Annotated in this window: 17 protein-coding genes; 10 read left to right on the top strand and 7 right to left on the bottom strand. The window is 67.9% G+C overall.

Translation table 11 applies throughout. From position 1 onward, the window contains the following. Window positions 1-38 precede the first annotated feature (38 nt). Both ACFXJL_RS26990 and ACFXJL_RS26985 read left to right on the top strand, forming a co-directional pair. Window positions 39-1,661 (top strand): (2,3-dihydroxybenzoyl)adenylate synthase, encoded by a 1,623-nt coding sequence (locus ACFXJL_RS26990; protein ID WP_384641030.1) that lies wholly within the window; start codon window positions 39-41, stop codon window positions 1,659-1,661. Between the two features lie 336 nt (window positions 1,662-1,997). Then, the gene (locus ACFXJL_RS26985) at window positions 1,998-3,212 is read left to right on the top strand and encodes a hypothetical protein (protein ID WP_384696559.1); all 1,215 of its coding nucleotides are present in this window, start codon (window positions 1,998-2,000) and stop codon (window positions 3,210-3,212) included. Window positions 3,213-3,272: 60 nt separating this feature from the next. Here the strand turns inward: ACFXJL_RS26985 and ACFXJL_RS26980 are convergent, their stop codons facing one another. The 3 genes from ACFXJL_RS26980 to ACFXJL_RS26970 form a co-directional block, all read right to left on the bottom strand. After that, window positions 3,273-3,926 carry a class I SAM-dependent methyltransferase gene (locus ACFXJL_RS26980; RefSeq protein WP_384696556.1) on the bottom strand — a complete coding sequence of 218 codons (654 nt, stop codon included), beginning with the start codon at window positions 3,924-3,926 and terminating at the stop codon, window positions 3,273-3,275. A gap of 237 nt (window positions 3,927-4,163) precedes the next feature. After that, window positions 4,164-4,976 carry a glycoprotein gene (locus tag ACFXJL_RS26975; RefSeq protein ID WP_384641021.1) on the bottom strand — a complete coding sequence of 271 codons (813 nt, stop codon included), beginning with the start codon at window positions 4,974-4,976 and terminating at the stop codon, window positions 4,164-4,166. Further along, window positions 4,973-5,536 carry a sigma-70 family RNA polymerase sigma factor gene (locus ACFXJL_RS26970; protein ID WP_358880429.1) on the bottom strand — a complete coding sequence of 188 codons (564 nt, stop codon included), beginning with the start codon at window positions 5,534-5,536 and terminating at the stop codon, window positions 4,973-4,975. The genes ACFXJL_RS26975 and ACFXJL_RS26970 overlap by 4 nt, the downstream gene beginning before the upstream one ends. A 516-nt stretch (window positions 5,537-6,052) precedes the next feature. Here ACFXJL_RS26970 and ACFXJL_RS26965 point away from each other — a divergent pair. The 7 genes from ACFXJL_RS26965 (at window position 6,053) to ACFXJL_RS26935 (ending at window position 12,776) form a co-directional block, all read left to right on the top strand. Next, complete coding sequence (locus ACFXJL_RS26965; RefSeq protein WP_384696551.1) at window positions 6,053-6,862, top strand: SAM-dependent methyltransferase; 810 nt, start codon at window positions 6,053-6,055, stop codon at window positions 6,860-6,862. A gap of 217 nt (window positions 6,863-7,079) precedes the next feature. Further along, window positions 7,080-7,883, top strand: a complete 804-nt coding sequence (locus tag ACFXJL_RS26960; protein WP_384696548.1) for a nucleotidyltransferase domain-containing protein — start codon at window positions 7,080-7,082, stop codon at window positions 7,881-7,883. Window positions 7,884-8,037: 154 nt separating this feature from the next. Then, window positions 8,038-8,529 carry a DUF5709 domain-containing protein gene (locus ACFXJL_RS26955; protein ID WP_384641134.1) on the top strand — a complete coding sequence of 164 codons (492 nt, stop codon included), beginning with the start codon at window positions 8,038-8,040 and terminating at the stop codon, window positions 8,527-8,529. 511 nt (window positions 8,530-9,040) lie between these two features. Further along, complete coding sequence (locus ACFXJL_RS26950; protein WP_384696545.1) at window positions 9,041-9,580, top strand: hypothetical protein; 540 nt, start codon at window positions 9,041-9,043, stop codon at window positions 9,578-9,580. Beyond that, window positions 9,577-11,439 (top strand): GMC family oxidoreductase, encoded by a 1,863-nt coding sequence (locus ACFXJL_RS26945; protein ID WP_384696542.1) that lies wholly within the window; start codon window positions 9,577-9,579, stop codon window positions 11,437-11,439. Before ACFXJL_RS26950 ends, ACFXJL_RS26945 begins: the two co-directional genes overlap by 4 nt. Further along, a complete protein-coding gene (locus tag ACFXJL_RS26940; RefSeq protein ID WP_384696539.1) occupies window positions 11,436-12,305 on the top strand; it encodes a hypothetical protein in 870 nt (289 codons plus the stop codon). Before ACFXJL_RS26945 ends, ACFXJL_RS26940 begins: the two co-directional genes overlap by 4 nt. A gap of 141 nt (window positions 12,306-12,446) precedes the next feature. Beyond that, entirely contained in the window at window positions 12,447-12,776 is a 330-nt protein-coding gene (locus tag ACFXJL_RS26935; protein ID WP_384641004.1) for a DUF427 domain-containing protein, read from the top strand. Window positions 12,777-12,853: 77 nt separating this feature from the next. Here the strand turns inward: ACFXJL_RS26935 and ACFXJL_RS26930 are convergent, their stop codons facing one another. The 4 genes from ACFXJL_RS26930 to ACFXJL_RS26915 all read right to left on the bottom strand — a co-directional run bounded on the left by ACFXJL_RS26930 (window position 12,854) and on the right by ACFXJL_RS26915 (window position 19,914). Continuing rightward, complete coding sequence (locus tag ACFXJL_RS26930; RefSeq protein ID WP_384696536.1) at window positions 12,854-14,701, bottom strand: PhoX family protein; 1,848 nt, start codon at window positions 14,699-14,701, stop codon at window positions 12,854-12,856. Continuing rightward, a complete protein-coding gene (locus ACFXJL_RS26925; protein WP_384640998.1) occupies window positions 14,702-16,831 on the bottom strand; it encodes a peptidoglycan-binding protein in 2,130 nt (709 codons plus the stop codon). A 901-nt stretch (window positions 16,832-17,732) separates the two neighbouring features. Beyond that, a complete protein-coding gene (locus ACFXJL_RS26920) occupies window positions 17,733-18,908 on the bottom strand; it encodes a DUF418 domain-containing protein (protein ID WP_384696533.1) in 1,176 nt (391 codons plus the stop codon). Window positions 18,909-19,122: 214 nt separating this feature from the next. Then, on the bottom strand, window positions 19,123-19,914 hold the full coding sequence (locus tag ACFXJL_RS26915; protein WP_384696530.1) for an SAM-dependent methyltransferase: 792 nt from the start codon (window positions 19,912-19,914) through the stop codon (window positions 19,123-19,125). 275 nt (window positions 19,915-20,189) lie between these two features. On the opposite strand from ACFXJL_RS26915, the gene ligA reads away from it, so the two are divergent. After that, entirely contained in the window at window positions 20,190-22,250 is a 2,061-nt protein-coding gene (gene ligA / locus ACFXJL_RS26910) for an NAD-dependent DNA ligase LigA (RefSeq protein WP_384696527.1), read from the top strand. The last annotated feature ends 82 nt before the right edge of the window (window positions 22,251-22,332 follow it).

Genomic DNA, 22,332 nt, shown 5'->3' with positions numbered 1-22,332 from the left:
GCGGCGTCAAATCCGCGGTGAGATGAGGAGCCTTGACGATGCCGATCGACCTGACCGAGTGGCCTTCCGAAGCCGCGAATTCCTATCGCACGGAAGGCTTATGGCAGGGCACTACCTACCCCGAACTACTGGCGTCCCTCGTACGGGACTTCGGCTCCCGCACGGCAGTGATCGACGATCGCACCCGACTCACCTACACCGAACTCGCCGACCGGTCCCATGCCGTGGCACGGGGATTGCGCAGGCTCGGCATAGCCGACGGCGACCGAGTACTGCTCCAACTCCCCAACCGCGTCGAGTTCGTGATCACCTGGTTCGCGCTGATCACCCTGGGCGCGGTCCCCGTGCACACCCAGCCCGGCCACCGTCGTAGCGAAATGACCCATCTGGCCGCCCTCTCCGAGGCGACCGCCTACGTCATACCGGATGAACACGCCCAGTTCGACCACCGGGAGCTCGCTGCCGCGGTACGCGCCGAGTCTCCGCGACTCCAGCACGTCATCGTGGTCGGCGACCCCGGAAAACATAGCGACTTCGTCCGCTTCGCCGACCTGGAGGACTCTCCTTCTGACGAAGTACCCGTCACCTCATCGGCGGTCCCGGGGGACATCGCCGTCCTCCTGCTGTCGGGAGGCACCACGGGACTTCCCAAGCTCATCCCCCGGACCCACGACGACTACCAGTACAACGCTCGGGCAGCCGCCGAGGTGTGTCATCTCGGGCCGGACACGGTCTATCTGGCCGCCCTGCCCATCGCCTTCAACTACACCTGGAACTGCCCGGGCGTCCTGGGCGCGCTGAGCGTGGGCGGAACCGTTGTCATGGCGAGCAATCCTGACCCCTCGTACTGCTTCGGACTGATCGAGCGCCACGGGGTGACGATCACCGCGATCAACCCTCAACTCGCGCCGGTCTGGCTGGACGAGGCCGAAGCCACCTCAGTGGACCTGTCCGGTCTGCGCATCCTCCAGATCGGAAGCGCCCGACTCGCGGACGACACCGCCCGGCAGGTCATCGACGGTTTCGGCGCCACGCTCCAGCAGGTGTTCGGCATGGCCGAAGGACTGCTCTGCCTCACCCGCCTCGACGACCCGCCCACCGTCCTCGCCACCACACAGGGAAAACCGATCTCATCCGCCGATGAGGTGCGGATCGTCTCGGGCACCGACGAGGAGGTGCCCGAAGGGGAGGCAGGCGAACTCCTCACCCGCGGCCCGTACACCCTGCGCGGCTACTACCGCGCGGACGAGCACAACACCAAGAGCTTCACCGGCGACGGCTTCTACCGCACCGGCGATCTGGTGCGCCGAACCCCGAGCGGCCATCTCATCGTGGTCGGCCGGGTCAAGGACCAGATCAACCGGGGCGGCGAGAAGATCGCCGCAACGGAGGTCGAGGGCCATCTCCTCGCCCACCCGGCCATCCGTTCCGTCGCCCTGGTCGCCTGCCCCGACGAGGACCTCGGCGAGTCGTCCGTCGCCTTCGTGGTGGTCTCGCAGGGCAGTCAGGCTCCCACTCGCGCCGACTTGGCGGCCTTCCTGAAGGAACGGGGGATCGCTGCCTACAAGACTCCTGACCGGGTGACGGTCCTGGACACGATGCCGCTCACCCCGCTGGGGAAGATGGACAAGAAGGCGCTCAGCGCGCTGCTGCCCCGCTGATCGAAAGTTCCACCCTTCCGTTCGGGGTGCCTCCCTCGGCCGAGGCACCCCGAACGGAGCAGCCGACCCCCGGTGATCTTCGCGCAGACCGCACGAGCATCCGGAATTGGCCGAAATCCGCCGTGGACCTGCGCGTATCCATCGCACTTCCCGGTCCGCAACCCCCGGATGGACCGGCCGTCGGGGATGTGTCGACCGCCCATTGCCGACGGGCGCGGTTGCGGCGCGACAGGCACGATGTGAGGGCCTGTAGTACACGAGAACCGGTACGAAGGGGAGTGGCCGGCGCAGGTCGGGAATCCACGGACACCCCGGCGTCGGCAGCCCGGAGGACTCATGCGACGACACGTTCGCGCGCTCATCGGCAACCTACTCACATCCGTCGTCCTCGCATCGGTCAGCTTGATGAACGCGGGGCCCGCCCATGCGGGCGCACCCCCCGTGGCGGGGGCGATCCGGACGGAGCAGCGGGCGGCGGCACTGCCCGTGAGCGTCGACGGCGGCACCTGGCAGTCGGGGCACCTCCAGGGCATGGCCATCGACCACGCCCGGGGATTCATGTACTTCTCCTTCACCGACCTCCTGGTCCGAACCGATATGAGCGGCAATCCGATCGGTTCGGTGACCGGATTCACCGGCCACCTTGGGGATCTGGACTTCAACCCGGACGACGGCCGGGTCTACGGCTCGCTGGAGTACAAGGACGCGCCCGCCTTCTACATCGCCGTCTTCGACGGCGAGAGCATCACTCGGATGAACATGGACGCCCAGTCCACGGGAGTCGTCTCCACGGTCCACCTCAAGGAAGTGGCCGAGGACTACACGGCCGACCTCGACCACAACGGTGTCTTCGACGGCGACACCGCCGACACCGCGGACCACCGCTACGGTTGCAGCGGCATCGACGGCATCGCTTTTGGTCCCTCCATGGAGCGCAAGGACCGGGTGAAGCTCACCGTCGCGTACGGGGTCTACTCCCACACCGGCCGCACCGACAACGACCACCAGGTGCTGTTGCAGTACGACGTGCGGTCGTGGCGGAAGTACGAGAAGCCCCTGTTGGAGAGTGCGCCCCACACCAGTGGGCCCGTCGCGCCCGAGGGCAAGTTCTTCGTCCACACCGGCAACACGACGTACGGCGTGCAGAACCTCGAATACGACGCCCACAGCGGCAACTGGATCATGGCCGTGTACCGGGGCAAGAAGGCGGCGTATCCCAACTACTCCCTCTTCGTCATCGACGGGTCCAAGGCGCCGTCCTGGTCGGTGGTCCAGGGCCAGGCCCGCCCCGAGGTGGGTCGGGTCCTCTCCCTCCTCCCCCAGGGCCTCCACGACGAGATGACCGGGCAGTACGGGTATCGAGCACGCGGGCAGTACGGGTTGGTCTCACTGGACGACGGCCGCTTCTACATCGCGCGGGCGGGCACCGTCGGTACGGGCGAGACGAGCCGTCAGACCGGACGCGCGGAGCTCTACCGCTGGAGCGGCAGCACTCCGGATCCGTTCTCCCCTGCCACCACGCCTTCCGCAGCGGGCAACGGTTCCAGCTGAGGCCCCACGCCCTCGATGACCACGCCACCCTGCGCGCCGGTGCTGAAGGGCGTCATGGGTTCATACCTTGGCGATCACCGCGTGACGCTCGTCTGTCACCGATCGCCCCCAGAGGGCCGCATGGTGACTGAGCGGTTCGATCCGCACCGCGGTGGCGAGGGGCCGTACCGCATCGGCCAGATCCTCGGCGCCGATGCCGCCGTTCCAGGGCAGCGGTTCCGCATCCGTGCCGTAGGGCGTTGCGCTCGGTTCTGACTCGCGCCAACGACCCTCGATCAGGACGAGCAGGCCGCCGGGTCGTAGCCGGCCGGTCCAGTCGCTCAGGGCGGCCTGTGGATCGGGCAGGGTCCACATCAGATGGCGGGCGAGGAGGACATCGAACCGCTGGTCCCCCGTGGGCGGGGCAGCCGCGTCACCCACGAGGAAGCGGCCGGTCAGACCCGCGCTCGCCAGCTTGCCCCGGGCCTGTTCGACCATCCGCGGTGACAGGTCCACCCCGGTGACCCGGTGACCGGCTTCCGCGAGCAACTGGGACAAGGATCCCGTACCGCAGCCGACGTCCAACACGTCGAGCGGGGCGGACGGCAGCCAGGAGTTGAGGAGGCCCGACCATGCGTCGCGGGTCTCCGGGGCTCGTAGGCCGTGGTCCGGTTCTTCGTCGAAACGGGATGCAGCAGCGTCCCAGTACTGGGTGATGGCAGCGGAGAGCGTCATCCGACCATCGTGGCAGTCGGTACTGACATCGCCCTGCCACCGGAGGGGAGCACTGTTCCTCTCCTGGTGGCAGGGCGGTACTCGGCAGGGCGTCACGCCGCCGGGCGGCCGGTCAGGTCGGAGCGTGAGGCGTGAGGGACGATCAGCCGTTCCCCCGCCCTTCTTGACGGGCGGGCCGGCCTCCTTCCATCCATAGGGCCCGGTCTCCGACCTTGACCGCGGCCCTGCCGGGCGCGCTCAGAACGCTCGCGGGCTGAATTCCATGATGAGAGCCCCTCCTCGGGCGGGCTGGGTCGTTTCGGTTCGGCATGCGGACTGGTGCTGTTCCAGCGAGGCGAGGCGATCGTCCGGCCGGGGGATCTCCCCGAAGACCTCGTCGTCGCACTCGACGGGGAGGCTGTGGATGAGTGCCCTCACTCTCGGGGGCAACAGGGGTCGATCGCCCTGGTGACAACGGATGATGAGGTCGGAGCGGATGCTCTCGGGCAACAGCCCGGGCGGCACGGAACGCCTGGGCTGTCGACGACCCCGGACCCAGCGCCACAAGCGCCACGACCGTCGGGGCTCACGGGAAGCCCCGGGCCCTCGCACCAGGTCCTTGCCCTGGTCGCGCCAGTACCGTGCATCACGGAACTCGGCCTGTTGCTCATGCAGGAGGAATAGACAGAAGGCGGCTGTGGCATCACCGGAGCCCGCCGCGAACTGCCACCAGAACTGGGCGCCCTCCACGTATCCCGCGAGGTAGAGGAGCGTCGCGAAGACGAGCGCTCCGGCCGGGTCGATGCGCTCGTGGTCGAGGAAGCGCTTCAAGCTGGTGGCGGCCTGTGGCGCAGCGACGATCAGCGCGGCAGCCAGATCGAGGTCGTGGGCTGCCTGTTCGGTGCGGCTGAGTGGTTGGCGTGCCTCCTGAGAATCAGGCGAGGATCGTGGGGCGGGGGTGCCGAGGCGACCGAGCGCGGCTTCGGTGTCGTAGTCGTCGTACTCGTGGGTGAGGACCTGCGCATCGCGCAGGGCGTCATCGACGCGGATGGGGTCGGCGGGCTCGATCAATCGCTGTCCTCGTGTCGCATGTGCAAGGCGGTGGCGATCCTGCGGCGTGCGTGACGGATATGGGACCGGACGGTGCCCGTCCGGATACCGAGGAAGTCGGCGGTCTCCTCCTCCGTGCAGTTGAGGACGAACCGCAGGACGATCACGTCCTGCTGGCGTTCCGGCAGCTCCGAAATGGCCGTGTAGAGGCCGATCTCCTCGCTGAGCACCGCGAATTCATCGCAGAGTTCCTGAAAGCGCGCCCGCTGGATGGCTTGGTAGAAGGCGGCGGTTCCCACCAGTTGGGGTTGACGGTCACGTGCCGCGAGCCAAGTGTCGACCTCGTCCTTGAGCAGGGTCCAGGCGTACCGCGGTACGGACTCCTGTTGCAGGGCGTGGTCCCAGTTCTGTTGTAGCCGTGCGAAGGCGGCCTGTACGACCGCCTCCACCGCTCGACCGCCGACCTGGGTGTGTGCGTAGCGCATCCACATCTTGCGGTGGAAGGTGTGGAACGCCTGGAAGGTGACTGATCGCGACTGCACGACGGCGGCACTGGCGACGGGAAGGCGCGGATCGCTCACGAGCGGGCTCCATCGGGAGGAGCCATCGGCTTGCCGAGGCCCGACGGAGCCGGGGCCGTTGGGTTCGCTCCACCGGATACGGCGGCGACTCCTTGCACGAGGAGGGCCGCTACGGGGGATTCGACGCCAACGCCGCTACGCCCCGAGGGAGTTGCGATGGGAACGATGAACACTTGCACTGAGTTCCTTCGAGGGTGTCAGGACACCGGACCGGCCCTCGCAGGAGGGCGGTGACCGGTTGGGAAGTTCTCCCACCTTCAGCCAACCGGAAGCACCGCCCGTTCGTGCAAGACGACCCTCGAACTTTTTCTCGGGAGGTGAATATATGATGGCATGTACGGCGATGACGATCCGTCACATGGCTTTCGACAAGCCTCTCTTGGGTCAACAGCGGCGCGCCACACCTCTTGCCCAGGGCGCGTCACGGCGGGTGCACTGGGTACGAGCGGGCCGGCCGGGCGCGTATGTACCACACACCGAATGCGGATGGGCAACAACCGACACGTGGGAGACGACATGAGTGATGACGCGTTGGATCTGGCGATGGATCGCGCCCATTCAGCCCGGATGTACGACTTCTACCTCGGTGGCATCACCAACTTTCCCGCGGACCGCGAGGCGGCGGCCAAGGCCCTCGCAGCCTTCCCCTCGGCCCCCATCGCGGCCCGCCTCAACCGTCGCTTCATGCACCGCTCCACCCGCTATCTGGCTGCGGAGCTGGGCATCCGACAGTTCCTCGACATCGGCACCGGCATACCCACCTCGCCCAATCTCCATGAGATCGCCCAGGAGGTCGTTCCGTCCGCCCGGGTGGTCTACATCGACAACGACCCGATCGTCCTGGCGCACGCCCGTGCCCTGCTGCGCAGCCACCCCGACGGCACCACCACCTATGTGGAGGCCGACGCCCGGGATCCACAGCGAATCCTCGACCACCCGACACTGCGCACGACCCTGGACTTCGCCGAACCCATCGGTGTCAGCCTCATCGCCCTCCTGCACTTCCTCCCTGACGAGGAGGCCGCCCACACCGTCGTGGACGAAGTGAAGAAGGCGCTGCCGTCAGGCAGCACCCTGGCCATCAGCCACGCCACCCCGGACTTCGCTCCCGAGGCCATCGCCCAGGTGACCCGCGCGTATGCGGCGGTGGGGACCCATGTGCGCCCCCGCACCAGGGACGAAGTCCACCGCCTCTTCACCGGCTGGGACCTGCTGTCCCCCGGTCTGGTCCCCACCCACCGTTGGCACCCCGATCCGGATGACCCCATGTTGACCATCACCGATGCGGACGCCTCCTGCTACGCCGCGGTTGCCCGCAAGCCCTGACGCGCCACCCGGGCCGGAGCGCATCCAACGCGCTCCGGCCTGCCATGACTCTCCTCCGCTCACACCTCGCCTATGATGCCGATCGTGGGCGCTTCCTGAGCAGCTGACTTCGGTCCGAGATCATCGCCCGGCAGGCCGCCGGGCCTCGTTGCCATGTCTTCATGGCGAGCTCAGAAGAGAGAGAGCCCCCGTGCCCCGTCGTTCATCTGCCCATGCCTTGGACACCCGTATCAGCCTGCTGCGCGACATCGCCCACGCCGACCCACGGCTGGAGGGAGTGTTGCTCTATGGATCGTGGACGCTGGGCGAGGCGGACGCCCATTCGGATCTCGACGCGTACCTCTTCGTCAATGACGCTGATGCCGACGCCTTCGACGGACGGGCGTTCGTGGAGCAACTCGCCCCGCTCAAGTTGGCCTACACCAACATGTACGGCATCCTCGCCGTGGTCTTCGACGACCTGATGCGGGGGGAGTTCCATGTGGAGGCGGCGGGCTCGGGGGTGGCCGAGATGACGTCCTGGCGTGGAGTCGTGCACTTTCCCGACCCTGACGGCGCGGTCCTGCTCGATCGCACCGGACGACTCACCACAGCGACCCGAGCCCTCGCCGAGTACGAACCGCCCGAGCCGGTCGCCACGGCACAGCAGTTGACCGACGAGCTCGCCAACTGGACCCTGATGCTGGCCCATGTACTGGCACGCGGCGAAATCGCACGGGCGCACGCCCTCCTCCACACCGTCATCGCTCCGCAACAACTCCAGCTGTGTCGGCTGCTGAGGGGCTCCACGCCCCATTGGCTCACCCCCAGCCGGGCGCTGGAAGAGGACCTGCCCGCCGGGGACCGGGAGCGGTACACGGCCACCACGTGCCGCGCGGTGGAGGCGGACGTACGCGTCACCGCCCGGAAGAGTTGGCAGTGGAGCCGGGACCTGGCCACCGAGGCGGCCCAGCGGTGGCGCATCGTGCTTCCGCTACGGCTGCACGAGGACATCGGCGCCCAGCTGGCGGCCGAACTGTAGGCCAGGCGTTCCTGGCCCTGTCGGGCCCGATGCCGGTGGGGCCTGGTGAGCGGGGCGTCGGGTGCGCTCCGCCTCCATCCAGTGGACGATGGGAACAGAGCCCCGTCCGCCCCGGCCCCATATCTCCGGGGCACTCCTGAAGGAAGGCGTAACCATGGTCGGCAAGGACGTGCCCGACGACGCCGCGGGCGACGAGGTCTACCAGCCGGCGTCACCGGATGACAACGAGGTGCCCGAGGACGAGGGTCTGCTCGACCCGGAGGACACCCTGCTCGACCGTGGTGTGGACCCCTACGACGAGGGCTGGTCCCCTCCCGAACGCCCGCTCGGCGTCGGGCGCAGCGGAACCACCGCGCGCGAGCAGCACGAGGGCGAGACACTGGACGAGAGGCTTGCGGAGGAAGTACCCGACGCCGGAGCCGACGCCTGGCAGGGTGACGGGATCGGCGATGCGTCCGACACCGACGGCGAGGCACTCGACGACGAGGTGGGAGACCGCCGCGCCGGCCGCCTCGTGGCCCCGGACGAGGGCGCGCACGAGGACACAGAGAAGGATCTCCTAGCGTGGGACGTGGGCATCGACGGGGCCGCGGCTTCGGCCGAGGAAGCGGCGGTGCACGTCATCCCGGACGACGAATCGCTCTGAGCGACGGCGCGGGTGCGTGCCGCACTCGGCGCCCGATCGATCATCCTGTGCAACGCGTCGCCCTCGCACCTGCTGTCGCCCTGACCCGTCACGCACTGTCCCCTTCCGTCCACACTGACTCCCGGTTCCGTCCACATTGGCTCCCGGGTGGGGCTTGCGCGGCGTGGATACACCACCCCCATCGTGCGCCCCGGCGCTCGTACGCACCTCGCACTGCTTCTGGGTCCGGCTCCGGCTTCTCCTTCTCGCCGCGGGGCATGTAGCGGGCCGTACGCGGTGATTGCGCTCTCGCCATCGCGCGTGCCGTCCGAGTACCACTGACCGAGAAACCCACTCCGAACACCGAGGGTGTTCGAACACTCACCATCAGCCAGATTTCCCCGCATGAATCCCCGACTCCTGAGGTAGGGATGTCGGCTGATGCATCAGGGGTGGGATGCACTGGCGGGGAGAGGGGTTTCCAGACGATGTCGTCGAGAGTCCGGCGCCGACGCCATGAGCGAGGTGCGGGGTGAGCCTTCCCGACGCCGAGGGCCCGTCTTCGACCGCGACCCCCGAAGTCGAGCAGTCCAACGACGTTGAGCAGTCCACCGAAGCCGAGCGATTCGTCGACATCGAGCAGTTCGTCGACGTCGAGCAACTCGTCGACGTCGAGCAGTTCATCGAACTCTCCGTCACCCTCACCGGATTCAACGCAGCCGAACTCATCGGCACCACCATGGCGGGGGTCTACCACTCATGGGTCTGCCAACAGGTGGACCCGGGGCTCTATACCGAGTTGACCGCTGCCTCGGCCGATGGATGCGCCGAACTCGACGAAGGCCCCGTACGGGAACTCGCCCGCTCGATCTGCCATCTCTGGTACCTGGGAGTGTGGCCGTGCCCAGACGGACACGAGCACCAGACGGCCCCCACGGTGATCTCCGGTCGGGCCTACGCACAGGGGTTGGTGTGGCGCAGCTTCGGCGCTCACGCACCGGGTGCCGGCGCTCCCGGATACGGGTCGTGGGGCGAGCCACCGGCCGGAACCACCGGAGGTGAGGAACGTTGACCGCGTCAGAGCACTTCGATGTGATCGTGGTGGGGGCGGGTGTTGCGGGCTCCCTCATCGCCCGGAGCCTGGGCGACCGGGGCTGGCGGGTCCTGGTGCTCGAAGCAGGGCGTGGCGATGGGTCCGATGCGCCCGCCGTGGACGTGGAGCGATTCCGTTCGGCGCTGGTCAAGGTGCCGAGCGCGGCCATCGCTCCCAACCCCCTGGCACCCTCGCCCGATGTGCTGGACCTCCGCGGTGATCCGGGCGGCGGATACCGCACCGACGGATACTTCCTCCAAAACGGCCGGCTTCCCTATGCGAGCGGATATCTGAGGGTCAATGGCGGTACCGGTACGGCGTGGACCGGTCTCACTCCTCGTATGCACCCGGAGGACTTCGACACCGAAATCTTCGGCTACGGGCGCAACTGGCCCATCGACTATGCGGCGTTGGAGCCCCACTACCGGGCCGCCGAGCTGGAGTTGGGCGTGGCCGCCGATGTGGAGGAGCAGCGGGATCTCGTCGGCCTGCCCCTGCCCGACGAGTATGGCTTTCCCCACTCCCCCGTGCCCGCCAGCCACCTCGACCGGGTGGTGGCCGTTGGATTGGACGGGCACTGTGTGCAGGACCCGTTCGCGACCCGTTCCACGGAACTCCGCGTGGTGGGTACCCCACAGGCGCGCAACACCACGAGCACCGAAGCGCACGGCCCGGTGTGCGAGGGCAGCGCGAGTTGCATTCCGGTCTGCCCCACCGGAGCGAAGTACACACCGGGGCGCACCCAGGCCCGGTGGAGCCCCTCGGTCGCCCTGGTGACCCGGGCGGTGGTGGGACAGCTCATCCCGGATGCCGTGGGGCGAATCCGCGGTGTCGAGTACCAGCGGTACGGCGACCCGGCTTCACCGACCGGCGCCACCCGGTGCACGGCTCGCGCGGACATCGTCGTACTGGCCGCCCATGCCATCGAGAACGCCCGACTCCTCCTCGCCTCCGGCCTCGCCAACTCCAGTGATCAGGTGGGCCGCAATCTGATGGACCATCCGGTCCTGCTGACCTGGGGATTGCTGCCTGAGCCGATCGGCCCGTACCGGGGACCGGGTTCGACTTCCGGGCTGGAGGGGTTCCGGTTCGGTCCGGTCCGGGGTGTGCGTGCGCCCTTCCGTATCGAGATCGGCAACTGGGGTTGGAACTGGGCCGTCGGGGCGCCGGACGTCGAGGTCAGGGCCCTGCTGCGGGACGCAGGACCGACCTTCCCTGGCGGTGGCGACCGGCGCGGGCTGCTCGGCACCGCGCTGCGGCACGCCGTGGGGAATCGGATCGGTCGACAGTTCGCGTTGCAGTTCGAGATGGAGCAGTGCGCCGACCCCATGAACCGGGTGACCCTCGCACCGGGGCAGTTCGACCCGCTGGGCAATCCCCGCCCACTGTTGACGTACGACCTGTCCGACCATGTGAAGGCGGGGATCGTCGCCGCCAAGTCCGTCTCCGACCAGATCTTCGCCCTGCTGGGCGCGGAGGACCACAGCAGGTACGAGCCCGGTCCCTTCCAGCCGGGGTGGTTCGAGTTCGAGGGCCGGCCCTACGCCTACCGTGGCGCAGGGCATGGAGCAGGCACCCACATCATGGGGACCTCGCCCGCCACGTCCGTCGTCGACTCGTGGCAGCGCTGCTGGGACCATCCCAACCTCTTCGCCGTGGGGTGCGGCAGCATGCCTTCGCTGGGCACATCGAATCCCACCCTCACGATGGCTGCGATCACCCTGCGCAGTGCCGAACGGATCCACCGCGACCTCACCGCACTCAACGGGCCGATTCGCCTCTCGGCTCGTGGTCCGTACCGAAACCCCCGTATCGGCAAGGAGAACGACAACGCATGAGCGAGCTGGATCTGCCACCCGTCGCGGCGCCCTATCTGCTGCCCTTCCACTACGGTGCACTGCACAACATCGGAGTGGACTTCCTGGTCGACCCTGCTCCGGTGCGCTCGGTACTGGCCGAACGCCATCCCGATCTGAGCGTGGCCGAGTTCGACGGCCATGCCTGTGCGACGCTCAACTATCAGCTGTACTTCGCCCAGTATCCGAACGGCGGCGGCATCACCCAGGAGATCGAGTACAGCGTGATCGCCTACCCGACGGCGAGCGCGGATCGTCTCGCCCGGTTGTCGTACGACCAGTTCGCGCGGGGGTACGACCAGACCAAGCTGTTGGGGATCGCCCGGCTCCATGTGCTGTGTGACAACCCCTTGGCCATCGCGGCGGGCACCGCGCTCTACGGAGAGCCGAAGTATCCGGGCGATTTCGAGGTGACCCTGCCGTCGCCGAACGGCCCGGTGGCGGACCTCTGGCACATCGTCTGTCGGCAGGCCGCGCCTTCCGTCGCGGAGGAGGGATCCACGGGCGAACCGCCTGCGCTGCTGTCGTTGTGGGCCGATCTCACCGGAGTTCCCAGGACTGCGGTGAACAACACGCCCATCACCGGCTACGGCACCGATGGTGCCGGTCGACCGTTGGCCGGTCCGATGAACGTCTATCAGCCCTACCAGTACACGTCCTTGACCGAAGCCGACGCCGAACGGGTGCGATTGACCGTCCTTGCCCCCCGTTCGCCCGTCGGTACCGACATCATCACGCTGATCGGTGCTGCCCCGGCCCGGGGGGTGTGGACCCATCAGTCGCCTCCGGTAGCGGCCCACAACCGTCCGTACTACGTGCCGCGGAGCAGCACTCGGCGGAGCGTCTGATGCGGAACGCCACGGACGGACCGGCCCGCGCGCACTCGCCCCCGCTGGCCCGGGGTGTCAGCAACGACTTCCGGCCGTTCATGCGCCGATCGGATGACCCGGCATGTGCGGGGGAACAAGCCCGTACGGTCGGGCGCTGACATGGATATGACTTCTGGACACCGCATCAGCATCGAGCAGGGCAGTCAGCGCGTACGGGTCGTCAAGGACGGACAACTGCTCGCCGAGAGCAGCAGGCCCGTCGTGCTGCGCGAGACGGGTTGCCCGGTCCGCTACTATCTGCCGCCCGAGGACGTACGCGTCGAGCTCCTGACCCGCTCGCAGACCAGCACCCACTGTCCGTTCAAGGGCGACGCGGCCTACTGGTCGGTCGCGGGCGCCGCCGATCTGGTCTGGGCCTATCCCGACCCCAAGCCCGAGGTGGCGGAGATCAAGGATCATTTCTGCTTCTACGACACCGAGCTCGGCTGACCCGGATCGCGCCGACCCACCCGTCGCAGGTCACGTGGAGGTCCTGCGACGGGTGGGCTCACCACAGTGGTGTCACCTCATCGGGTGCGACTTCCGATGGGATGGATCGCTACGGTCGCCGAGCGGGGGTAGGAGCCACGGCCGTGCTCCGGCCAGGTGCTGACCGCTCCCGGGGCATCCGTGTCGGGGGCTCCCCAGGCGGTCGTGCGCTGCCCGGGATGCTGGATGTTGACGAACATCGTCCTGCCGTCGGAGGTCGCCGTGACACCGGCGACCTCGGCGCCGCGCGGCGCCGTGAGGAACCGACGAGCCGTGCCGGAGTCCGGGTCCACGACGAGCAGGGCGTTGTTGCCCAGCCGTGGGAACGGGCCTTGGGAGCTGTTCAGCGAGTGCCCCGGGATCCCGGTGGAGATCCACAGCCGACCGGCCGCATCGCACCACACTCCCTTGGGATGGGCGAACGCCCCGTCGGCCGTCGCCGTCGGGTCCCCTCCCAGGAGGAAGTGCTCCCAGTGGAAGGCCGTCGAGGTCGCGTCCTCGCCCGCCTCGCGCCACCGGATGATGCTTCCGTACGGTCCACCGCCGGGCCCGCAGTCGGCAGCTCCCCCACCGCACCCGGTGGTGCCCGTCCCACCCGCGAGGGCGAGATAGACATCGGCGTTCCGGCTCACCGCCACCCGCTCGGGCCGGGCCAGGGGGGTAGCCCCGAGCGCGTCCGCCGCGAGCCGTGCCCGGACGAGTACGTCCGCCTGGTCCTTCCAGCCGTTCTCGTTGGTCAACGGGCCCTGTCCATGGGTCAGCGGCAGCCAGCAGCCAGTGCCGTCCGCGGAGATGCGGGCCACGTGGAGGGTGCCGTGGTCCAGCGGGTCCCTGCCCCGGGCCCGCAATTCGCGCCAGGGTGCGGACCCGATGAACTTGTACAGGTACTCACCGTCCTCGGCATCCGTGGTGTGGATGACCACACGGCCTTCGGCTTCGGACACGGTCACACTGCCGTGGGCGAACCGACCGAGCGCAGTGCGCTTGACGGGTTCCGCTGCGGGGTCACGGGCATCGATCTCCACGATCCAGCCGAAGTCCTCGGGACGTGCGCGCCGATCGGACAGGTCGAACCGCGGGTCCTCCCGGTGCCAGGCATGGCCGAAGCCCGCGGCCGAGTACCGGTAGCGAATGTGGCTCTCGGAACGACGCCAGGAGGGATCATCGGTGCCGAAGAAGGCATTGACGTTCTCCTCGGCGACGAGCACCGTTCCCCACGGGGTGACGCTCACCGCGCTGGGGGCCAGTACACCCGTTGAGGTGCCCTTGCCGGCAGCCGGACCCGTGAGGCGGGCGGGAGTCCGGGCGGTGATGCGCCGGTTGAACCGGGAGTCCACCGTGCGCCAGGTGCCGTCTGCGGTCTTCGCGGCGGCCACCGCCACCACGGTCACACCCTGAGCGGCCATGGCCGTCCGCGCCGCGCCCTCCGTAAGCGCGGCGTCGACGGACTCATGGGCCAGGACCAACAGCCCGTACGGTCTGCTGGCGTTGCCCTGGTCGAACGGCAGGAACTGCACACCGTGGTGGTGGCTGCCGATCTGGAGTTCCTGTTCGACCGCCGTGGCGACGCGGCCGGGCCGCCACTGCGGCGCGGCAGGGGTCAGTGGGTCGCCCCAGCGCGCGATGGTCTCGGCGCGAAAGCCATCAGGGACCACGAGCGCATCGCTCCCATCAGCAGGAACGGCGGCGAATGCGGGAATCCCGCCGGCGCTGTCGACCCGGCCGAGCAGAGCTTCGGCCGCCGAGGCGCCCGGAGCGCTCGCGGCGACGAGGCCCGCCGCCACCAACGCTCCGGAGACCAGAACGGCCCTACGGGAGGCTTCGGCCGGCTGGTTCGCCAGGGATCGGGGAGAACCGTCCCCGGGCAGGTCCGTTTGCTGTCCCATTCAGAACTTCTCCAGGTTGAGTGCGGTCTGCAAGGCGCGATTGGTACCCGGTCCCCAGGACCCATCGACGGTGAGCCCGGCGCCGATCATCTTGTTGAGGTGGCGTTGAAGGGCTTGGACGGTTCCGATGCCGGTGACACCGTCGACCACCAGTCCGGCGTCCGACCAGGTGTTGAGATGGCGTTGGAGCGCACGCTTCGACGCAGGGCCCCAACTGCCGTCCGGTACGACACCGATGGCGCGCTGGGTGGCGGCGATGGTGATCGGGCCGAAGCTGCCGTCGATGACCAGCCGTTCACCGTCGGTGTAGCTGCCGTACGCCGCCTCGGTGGCCGGGCCCCAGTTGCCGTCCGCAGCCACACCGATCTTCGTCTGCAACCACCGCACACCCGCGGCGGTCAACGGACCGAAGGAGCCGTCCACCTCCAGGGGCGGGGTGTGTCCCAGGCCGTTGACCGCGTTCTGTTGGGCGGCGATGGAGCGGATCGTGGAGATCCCGCCGATGCCGTTGACGTTCCCGCCGGTGTAGGTGCGATACGCCTTCTCGGTGGCCGGGCCCCAGTTGCCGTCTGCCACCACACCGATCTTCGTCTGCAACCACCGCACACCCGCGGCGGTCAACGGACCGAAGCTGGCGTCCTGTACCAGGGGAGGCGTGTACCCGAGCGAGTTCACCGCGTACTGCTGGGCCATGACGGTCCGGTAGAGCGTGACTCCGCCACCACCACCGCCTTCGCTGATGTAGGCGATGTAAGCGGCCTCAGTAAGCGGACCCCAGTTGGCGTCGGCCGTCACGCCGACCTTGGTCTGCAACCACCGCACACCCGCAGCGGTCAACGGACCGAAGGAGCCGTCCACGGAGAGCATCGGTCGATGTCCGAGGAGGTTCACGGCCTGCTGCTGGGCGGACACGGAACGGACCGTGATGATGCCCGAGTTGGAGCCCGGGACACCGCCGCCTTCGATCGGGACATCGTCGCCTCCCAGTCCGGCGATCACCCAGTTGCGCAGGTCAGCACCCGGGCAGGAGGTCGATCCGATGGCCCCGTGGTAGGTGGCCGTGAGCACCCGTCCGACGTTCTTGTTGGCCGCGTAGTAGAGGGCACGAATGGCGTTCTTGGCCGCCGGGGTGGCGTCTCCGTCGCTACCGATGAAGCAGACACCGATGTGGGTGGTGTTGTAGCCGGTGGCATGGGCTCCGATGCTGAGCCAGCCGCGGCCCTCGTAGATGCGCCCGTTGCGGTCGACCAGGAAGTTGTACCCGATGTCGGGCCAGTTCCGCCCGTCCATGTGGAAGTTCTGGATGGAACGCAGCGACTGGGTGGGCGGGCCCGCCGAGTAGTGCACGGCGAATCCGGTGCGCTGCGAGAGCGGGACGGGGTACTCGGCGCGCGGCGGGCGGGCTCCCCAGGCGACGCGGGGGATGACCGGTGCGTGCGGCCGTACCGTCGGCCGACCGGGGTCGATGGACGAACCCAACTGTGCGTACGGGGTGAGGTTTCCGGGGCATTCGGTGTTGTCCCCATGGGAATGGGGGAAGATGTTGTCCCCCGCCCTCACCTCTGATCTGACATCGTTTTGGAGGTGTCGGATCAGATTCTTGATCGAGCCCAGCATGGCCGCTGTCGGTTGATTCGCCGATCGGATCAGACCGAGGATGGAGTAGAAGCCGGCATTGCGGCCGACCGCCCCCACTCCGGTCACCCAGACTTCGCCGCGCTTGGTGAGTGCGGTGGGCGGCGCGTCACCGCCGTTGGCTTCACCACGCACCAATCCACGTCCGGTGTAGATGTTTCCGTGCGGGCACACCAGGAAGTTGTAGGCGATGTCGCCGTACTTGGGTTGGTGATCGTGCCAGATATCGGCGATGTGCTGAATGCAGTCCGCCTCGGAATCGGGTGAGAAGCTCCGCGGTCCGGCGTGGTGGATGAACACTCCGCCCTTCCAGGGGGCCCACTCGCGCCCCTGGGTGGGATCGGGGGTGGCGCCGATCTGGTCGCGCACCACCTCCAGCGCGGTACGGGCGTCCCAGCCCAACGTCCAGGTCAGCTCAGCCGCCATGATCTGTCCGCGACCTGTGTACGTGGCGCGCTCCGCCCATGCAGAGCGCGGTTTTATGTCTATCGCCATCGAGAGCGAGCCTCCTGTCGGCCGGCGGCCGTCAGGCGGGGACAGTAAAGGTCTGGACCATTAAAAAGCAAGCAAAGTCCAGCCACTGAAGCGGAGTTGTCGAGGTGAGGGACCGCGCGGGCTCCACCGCGACGACCTGCCCGCCTTCCCCGCGAGGCGGAAAAATGTGTGGAGTGCCGGGATTGGAATCAAGTGACCACTCGACCGAGCGGGAGAATTGTCCTGTACGTGCGGTCCAGGCAACGAGGGAGCGACGAGGAGGCCCCTCGGCCGGAATGTCTGGTCCGCCTCTTGACATGGCCATCATCGTGCACTCTGTCGCTCGCGGACGGGGCTCCTCCCAAGAGTGCGACCCGGGCCGGGAGGCCGGCGGACGCCCAGCGGTCAAACCTGCCGGAGGAGAACATGTCTGACGGACCCATGGGAGGAGTGGCGATCCCGACTGCGAACTCCCGGGGCGATTAGATCGCCGACCGTCTGCCCAGCGCTTTCTGCGGACCGGCTTCCCATGAGCCCGGTACCCTCGTACCAACCATCGAGTATCGAGTGTCGAAATCATCGTCTCTCCGGATCGCCCCGGAACTGTCGCACGCGAGGTATCCATGGTCAGCACAGGCACACTCCTCCGCTGAATTCTGCAAACCCTTCGCCATTCTCTCCATCGAGAATGGCGAAGGGGATGACCCTTACTCCGCCATGGCGGCGCGATGGTCAGAACTCCCCTTGGTCTACGGTGAATCCGAAACCCGGGTAGGGCCGTTCAACGGATTCGCTCTTCCGAGGGGTCACGCGTCCGATCACGCCCGCAGTGAACGTGATCGGACCAGATGAATTCTGCCGGGGCTGCCAACCATTCGATACGCGACGTCCATGCGCACTCTTGCCCGGTGCCGCACCCGTGTCAGCGGCGAAGGGCGCGCTTTTGCAGGGCCTCCAACGGTCCGGTGTCGAAACGTCGCAACCACAGGGCGGAGCCCACCATCAGCACGAGGCAGATCCCCGCCCACAGACCGATCACCCACCACGGCCGCCAGGTCTCCCCCAACCGGTGTGCCAACCCGAGGCCGATGCCGTACGCCAAGAACATGCACAACACGTTCTGGAGGACATAGCCGGTCAGCGCCGTTCTACCCACGCAGATGAGGCTGTGGAGCACCGGGCCCGTACGTCGGACTCGATCGGTCAGCAGGCCGATCAGTCCGATGTATCCCAGCGCCGACAGCGGTCCTGCGACATAGCGATCCAGCAGGAAGTAGTCGCCTCCCGCCAGTGAGGCGACCACACTCAAAGGGACGCCGAGCCCCAGGCCCCACAGCAGGAGGCGGGCACGGATGCGACGACCGGTGTCGTCCGCGCCGAAAGCACCGGCCCGGAAGAGTCGTACGCCCAGGAGGAACAGGAAGACCAGCAGACAGAACGACAGTACGGGTTCCAGCCTCAGAGCCAGCATGTTGTCCAACCGGAACTTCACCTGATCCAGATAGTCACCGTGCGCATAGAGATCACGCACCTCGCGGGAGACCGGCTCACCACCCCCGGACTCCGCGGCCACGAGAGCCGCCGTCAGCAAGACCATCAAGGAGACGTGGATGCCCGCCGCCCACCACATCACGCGGCTCTGAGCGGTGGCGGAGCGGGTGAGCAGCCATGCCACCAACAACGCGGTGACGGCGTACCCCATCAGCACGTCCCAGGCGAAGACGAAGACGAAGTGAATCGTGCCCTCGGCGAAGAGGAAGAGGGCACGCCATCGATAGCGTCCCGGCCACGGTTGATCGCGCCGCTTCGCCGAGCGGTACTGGATGGCCAGCCCGACTCCGAAGAGGATCGTCAGGAGGGCCAGGAACCGTCCGTTCGCCAGGAGGCGCAGAAGGTTCTCCACCGCAGCCGGAAAGGAGTTCAGGGAGAACTCCGCCGTGCCCTGGGTGAAGACGCCCCACTCGGCCCCCGGAGCCGTGAAGATCCACACATTGGTCAACAACGTGCCGAGGATCGCCACTCCCCGCAGTACGTCGAGCAGGGCGAGACGGCTGCTCGTGGCCGAGGTGGCGACCGGGGAGGTCCTTAAGTTCGTCATGCCTCCATCGTCTCGACGCTGGGATCAGACACCTCATGACCAGGGACGAAGACGGCCTACACCGAAAGTCGTACCGGTTGCGCGATGGCGCTCGGGTTCTGACTCGACCGCCTCGGCGCTGGCAGGCACAACCGGTCGGAGGAGGGTCCCTCGGGGGCGTCGGCCGGTCCGTGTGCCGTCCTCATCCGGATGGACGGCACACGGACCGTGGCAGCTAGGGAATGCGCGCGACGGCGCCCCAACCGGCTCGTTCGGTGGCCTTGCCGGTGGTGGCGTCGGGCCGCCAGTTCGGCCAGGAGACCAACCCCGGCTCCACCAGATCGAGAGCGTCGAAGAAGCGCGCGATCTGCTCCGGAGTGCGGAAGACATAGGGAATGGCGCCGCTGGAGTTGTAGGCGTCCTGGGCCGCGGCCTGCGCGGGACTGTCCGCATTGGCATGGCTCAGGGCGAGGTGACTTCCGGACGGCAACGCGGCGACGAGCCGGGCGACCAGGGCCAACGCCTCTTCGAAATCGACGATGTGACCCAGCACATCGGAGATGACGAGGGCCACCGGCTCGCTCAGATCCAGTGTCTCGGCCGCTCCGGCGAGCACCTTCGGGGTGTCCCGCATATCCACCTCGATGTAGGAGGTGGCCCCCTCGGGGGCACTGGACAGGAGCGCCTGGACGTGGAGCAGGACCAAGGGATCGTGGTCCACGTAGACGACTCGGGCATCCGGTGCGATGCGTTGGGCGACCTCATGGGTGTTGTCCGTCGTCGGTAACCCTGCCCCCAGGTCCAGGAACTGTCGCATTCCGGCTTCGGCCGCCAGATAGGTGACGGTACGTCGCAGGAACGCACGGGACTCCTTCGCCATGACCTCGATCAGGGGGAAGGCTTCCCGGTAGGCGTCGCCGGCGATTCGGTCGGCCGGATAGTGCTCCTTCCCTCCCAACCAGTAGTTCCAGACCCTGGCGGAGTGCGCCACCGAGGTGTCGATGCGCGGTTGGGGATCTTCGCTCACGGTGCTTCCCTTTCGGTCGTCTGTGTACGAGTCGTCCGTCTGTGTACGAGTCGTCCGGAGCATGGCCCGCCTGGTGGGCGGCTCACCCAGCGGGTGCACCGGCATGTGCTCCTCCCGGTGATCCGCACAGGCTGCTCCACCGCCATCTCAACATGGCGATCGCCCGTGGTGGAGCCCTTCCCGCAAGTCGTTCGATGGCCGGCCTGGGCGTTCGGGCTGCGGTGACGGGGCCGCGCTTCCGGCCGATGTCAGACCCGTGGTGCAGGATCGCCCCCATGACGATCACCACCGCCACTGCGTTCGACAGCCGCGAGGAGTACCACCACGCGGTCGACTCGGCCCTTGCCGCCTCCGCCGCGTACTACGGCGACGGCAGCAGCCCGCTCGACGATGCGACGTTCGACCTGCTCGCCCGCAGAATCGTCGCGCATGAGGCTGAGCATCCGGAGCACCTGCGCTCCGATTCGCCCACGGGCAAGGTCGCGGGCGGTGCGGCTCCGGTCGGGGATGTGGCCCACACCGTCCCGATGCTCTCCCTCGACAATGTCTTCGACGCCGAATCGCTGACGAAGTGGGGCGCTTCGGTGTTGCGGCGGCTGGGTGCACCGGTGGCCGGTGGATTCGCCGTCGAGCCGAAGTTGGACGGTGCGGCGATCGCCGCGCGGTACCGAAACGGCCGGCTGGTCCAGTTGGTCACCCGTGGTGATGGCGTCCACGGCGAAGACGTCTCCCATGCGATCGGCAGCATCGTCGGCCTTCCCGAAAGACTCGAAACGGACCTCACCCTTGAGTTGCGTGGTGAGGTGCTGATGACCCACGAGCAGTTCGAGAAGGCGAACGAAATCCGTCAGGCGCACGGCGCCAAGGTGTTCTCCAACCCGCGCAACGGCACGGCGGGCACCCTACGGGCCAAGGACCGCCCGTACACGATCGAGACCACCTTCTTCGCCTACGGCGTGGCCGGGGTGGACGCTGAGGCTCCCGGCCTGCCCGGGGACACCCACGAGGCCGTGATGAACCTGATCGCCGCGGCCGGGGTCCAGACCACCACCACGGCGGGGGTGGGGATGCGCATCCATGCGACATTGGAGGAGGTTCAGGCCCGGGTCGAGGAAATCGCCGGGCTCAGGGCCGAGTTGCCGTTCGGCATCGACGGCGCCGTGATCAAGGTCAATGACTTCGGGGAGCAGAAGACGGCCGGAGTCGCCACGCGTCACCCTCACTGGGCCGTCGCGTACAAACTGCCCGCGGTCGAACGACGAACCACCCTGGTGGCCGTGGAGTGGAATGTGGGACGGACCGGCATCATCGCCCCGCGGGCCGTATTGGAGCCGGTCGAGGTCGACGGCAGCATCGTGCGGTACGCCACCCTGCACAACCCGGCCTTCATCCAGGCCAGCGGGATGATGGTCGGCGACACCGTGACGGTGTGGAAGGCCGGGGACATCATTCCCCGTATCGAGGCGCCCGTCGTCGACCTGCGTACGGGTGCGGAGACGCCGATCGTCTTTCCCGATGTGTGCCCCAAGTGCGGCGGTGCCATCGACACATCCGGGGAGCGTTGGGAATGCGCGGGCGGGACCGGTGGAGGCTGCGGTCTCCTCGCCTCCTTGAGATACGCCGTCGGTCGGGACCAACTCGACATCGACGGTCTGGGCACGACCTACATCGAGGCGCTGGTGGATGAGGGGGCGGTGGTCGACGTGGCCGACCTGTTCACCCTCGGCAGGGATCAGCTGGTGTCCGCCACGCGCAGCGAAAGGCGCGCTGACACGCTGTTGGCGAATATCGCAGCGGCCAGGAACAAGCCTCTGAACAGGGTGTTCTGCGCCTTGGGGATCGTCCGGACGGGTCGTACGCTGTCACGGCAGATCGCCCGGCACTTCGGCACGATGGATGCGATCCGGGCTGCGGACGCCGACGCACTGTCCGCGGTGCCGAAGCTGCCCGGTGCGAATGCTCCGAAGATCGCCGCGCACATCGCCGCAATGGGTCCGGTCATCGACAAGCTCGTCGCCGCCGGCGTGAACATGACGGAGCCGGGAGGCCCCACCGAGACCGAGGTGGCCGTCGAAGCGACGGAGCTGCCGTTGTCGGGGCAGGTCGTCGTGGTGACCGGTGGGATGAACGGACCGTTGGCGGGGCGCAACCGCACGGAGATGAATGAACTCATCGAGCGGGCGGGCGGGGTCTCCTCGGGCAGTGTGTCGAAGAAGACCACGATCGTGGTCGCGGGTGAGAGTGCCGGATCCAAGCTGGCCAAGGCCAGGGCACTGGGGACGAAGGTCCTCACGGAGCAGGAGTTCGCGAACCTCTTGGGGGACCATCTCGGCTGATCCTTACCGGCCAGCTGTGCCGCCCCCACCCATGTGCCTCCACCGCCTGCTCGGCCCCGCCCCCGTGACCGAGCGGGGAGCA

The organism is Streptomyces sp. NPDC059256 (genome assembly GCF_042753785.1).
In the GTDB taxonomy this organism is placed as follows: domain Bacteria; phylum Actinomycetota; class Actinomycetes; order Streptomycetales; family Streptomycetaceae; genus Streptomyces.
This window is presented reverse-complemented; position numbering and strand designations above follow the sequence as displayed.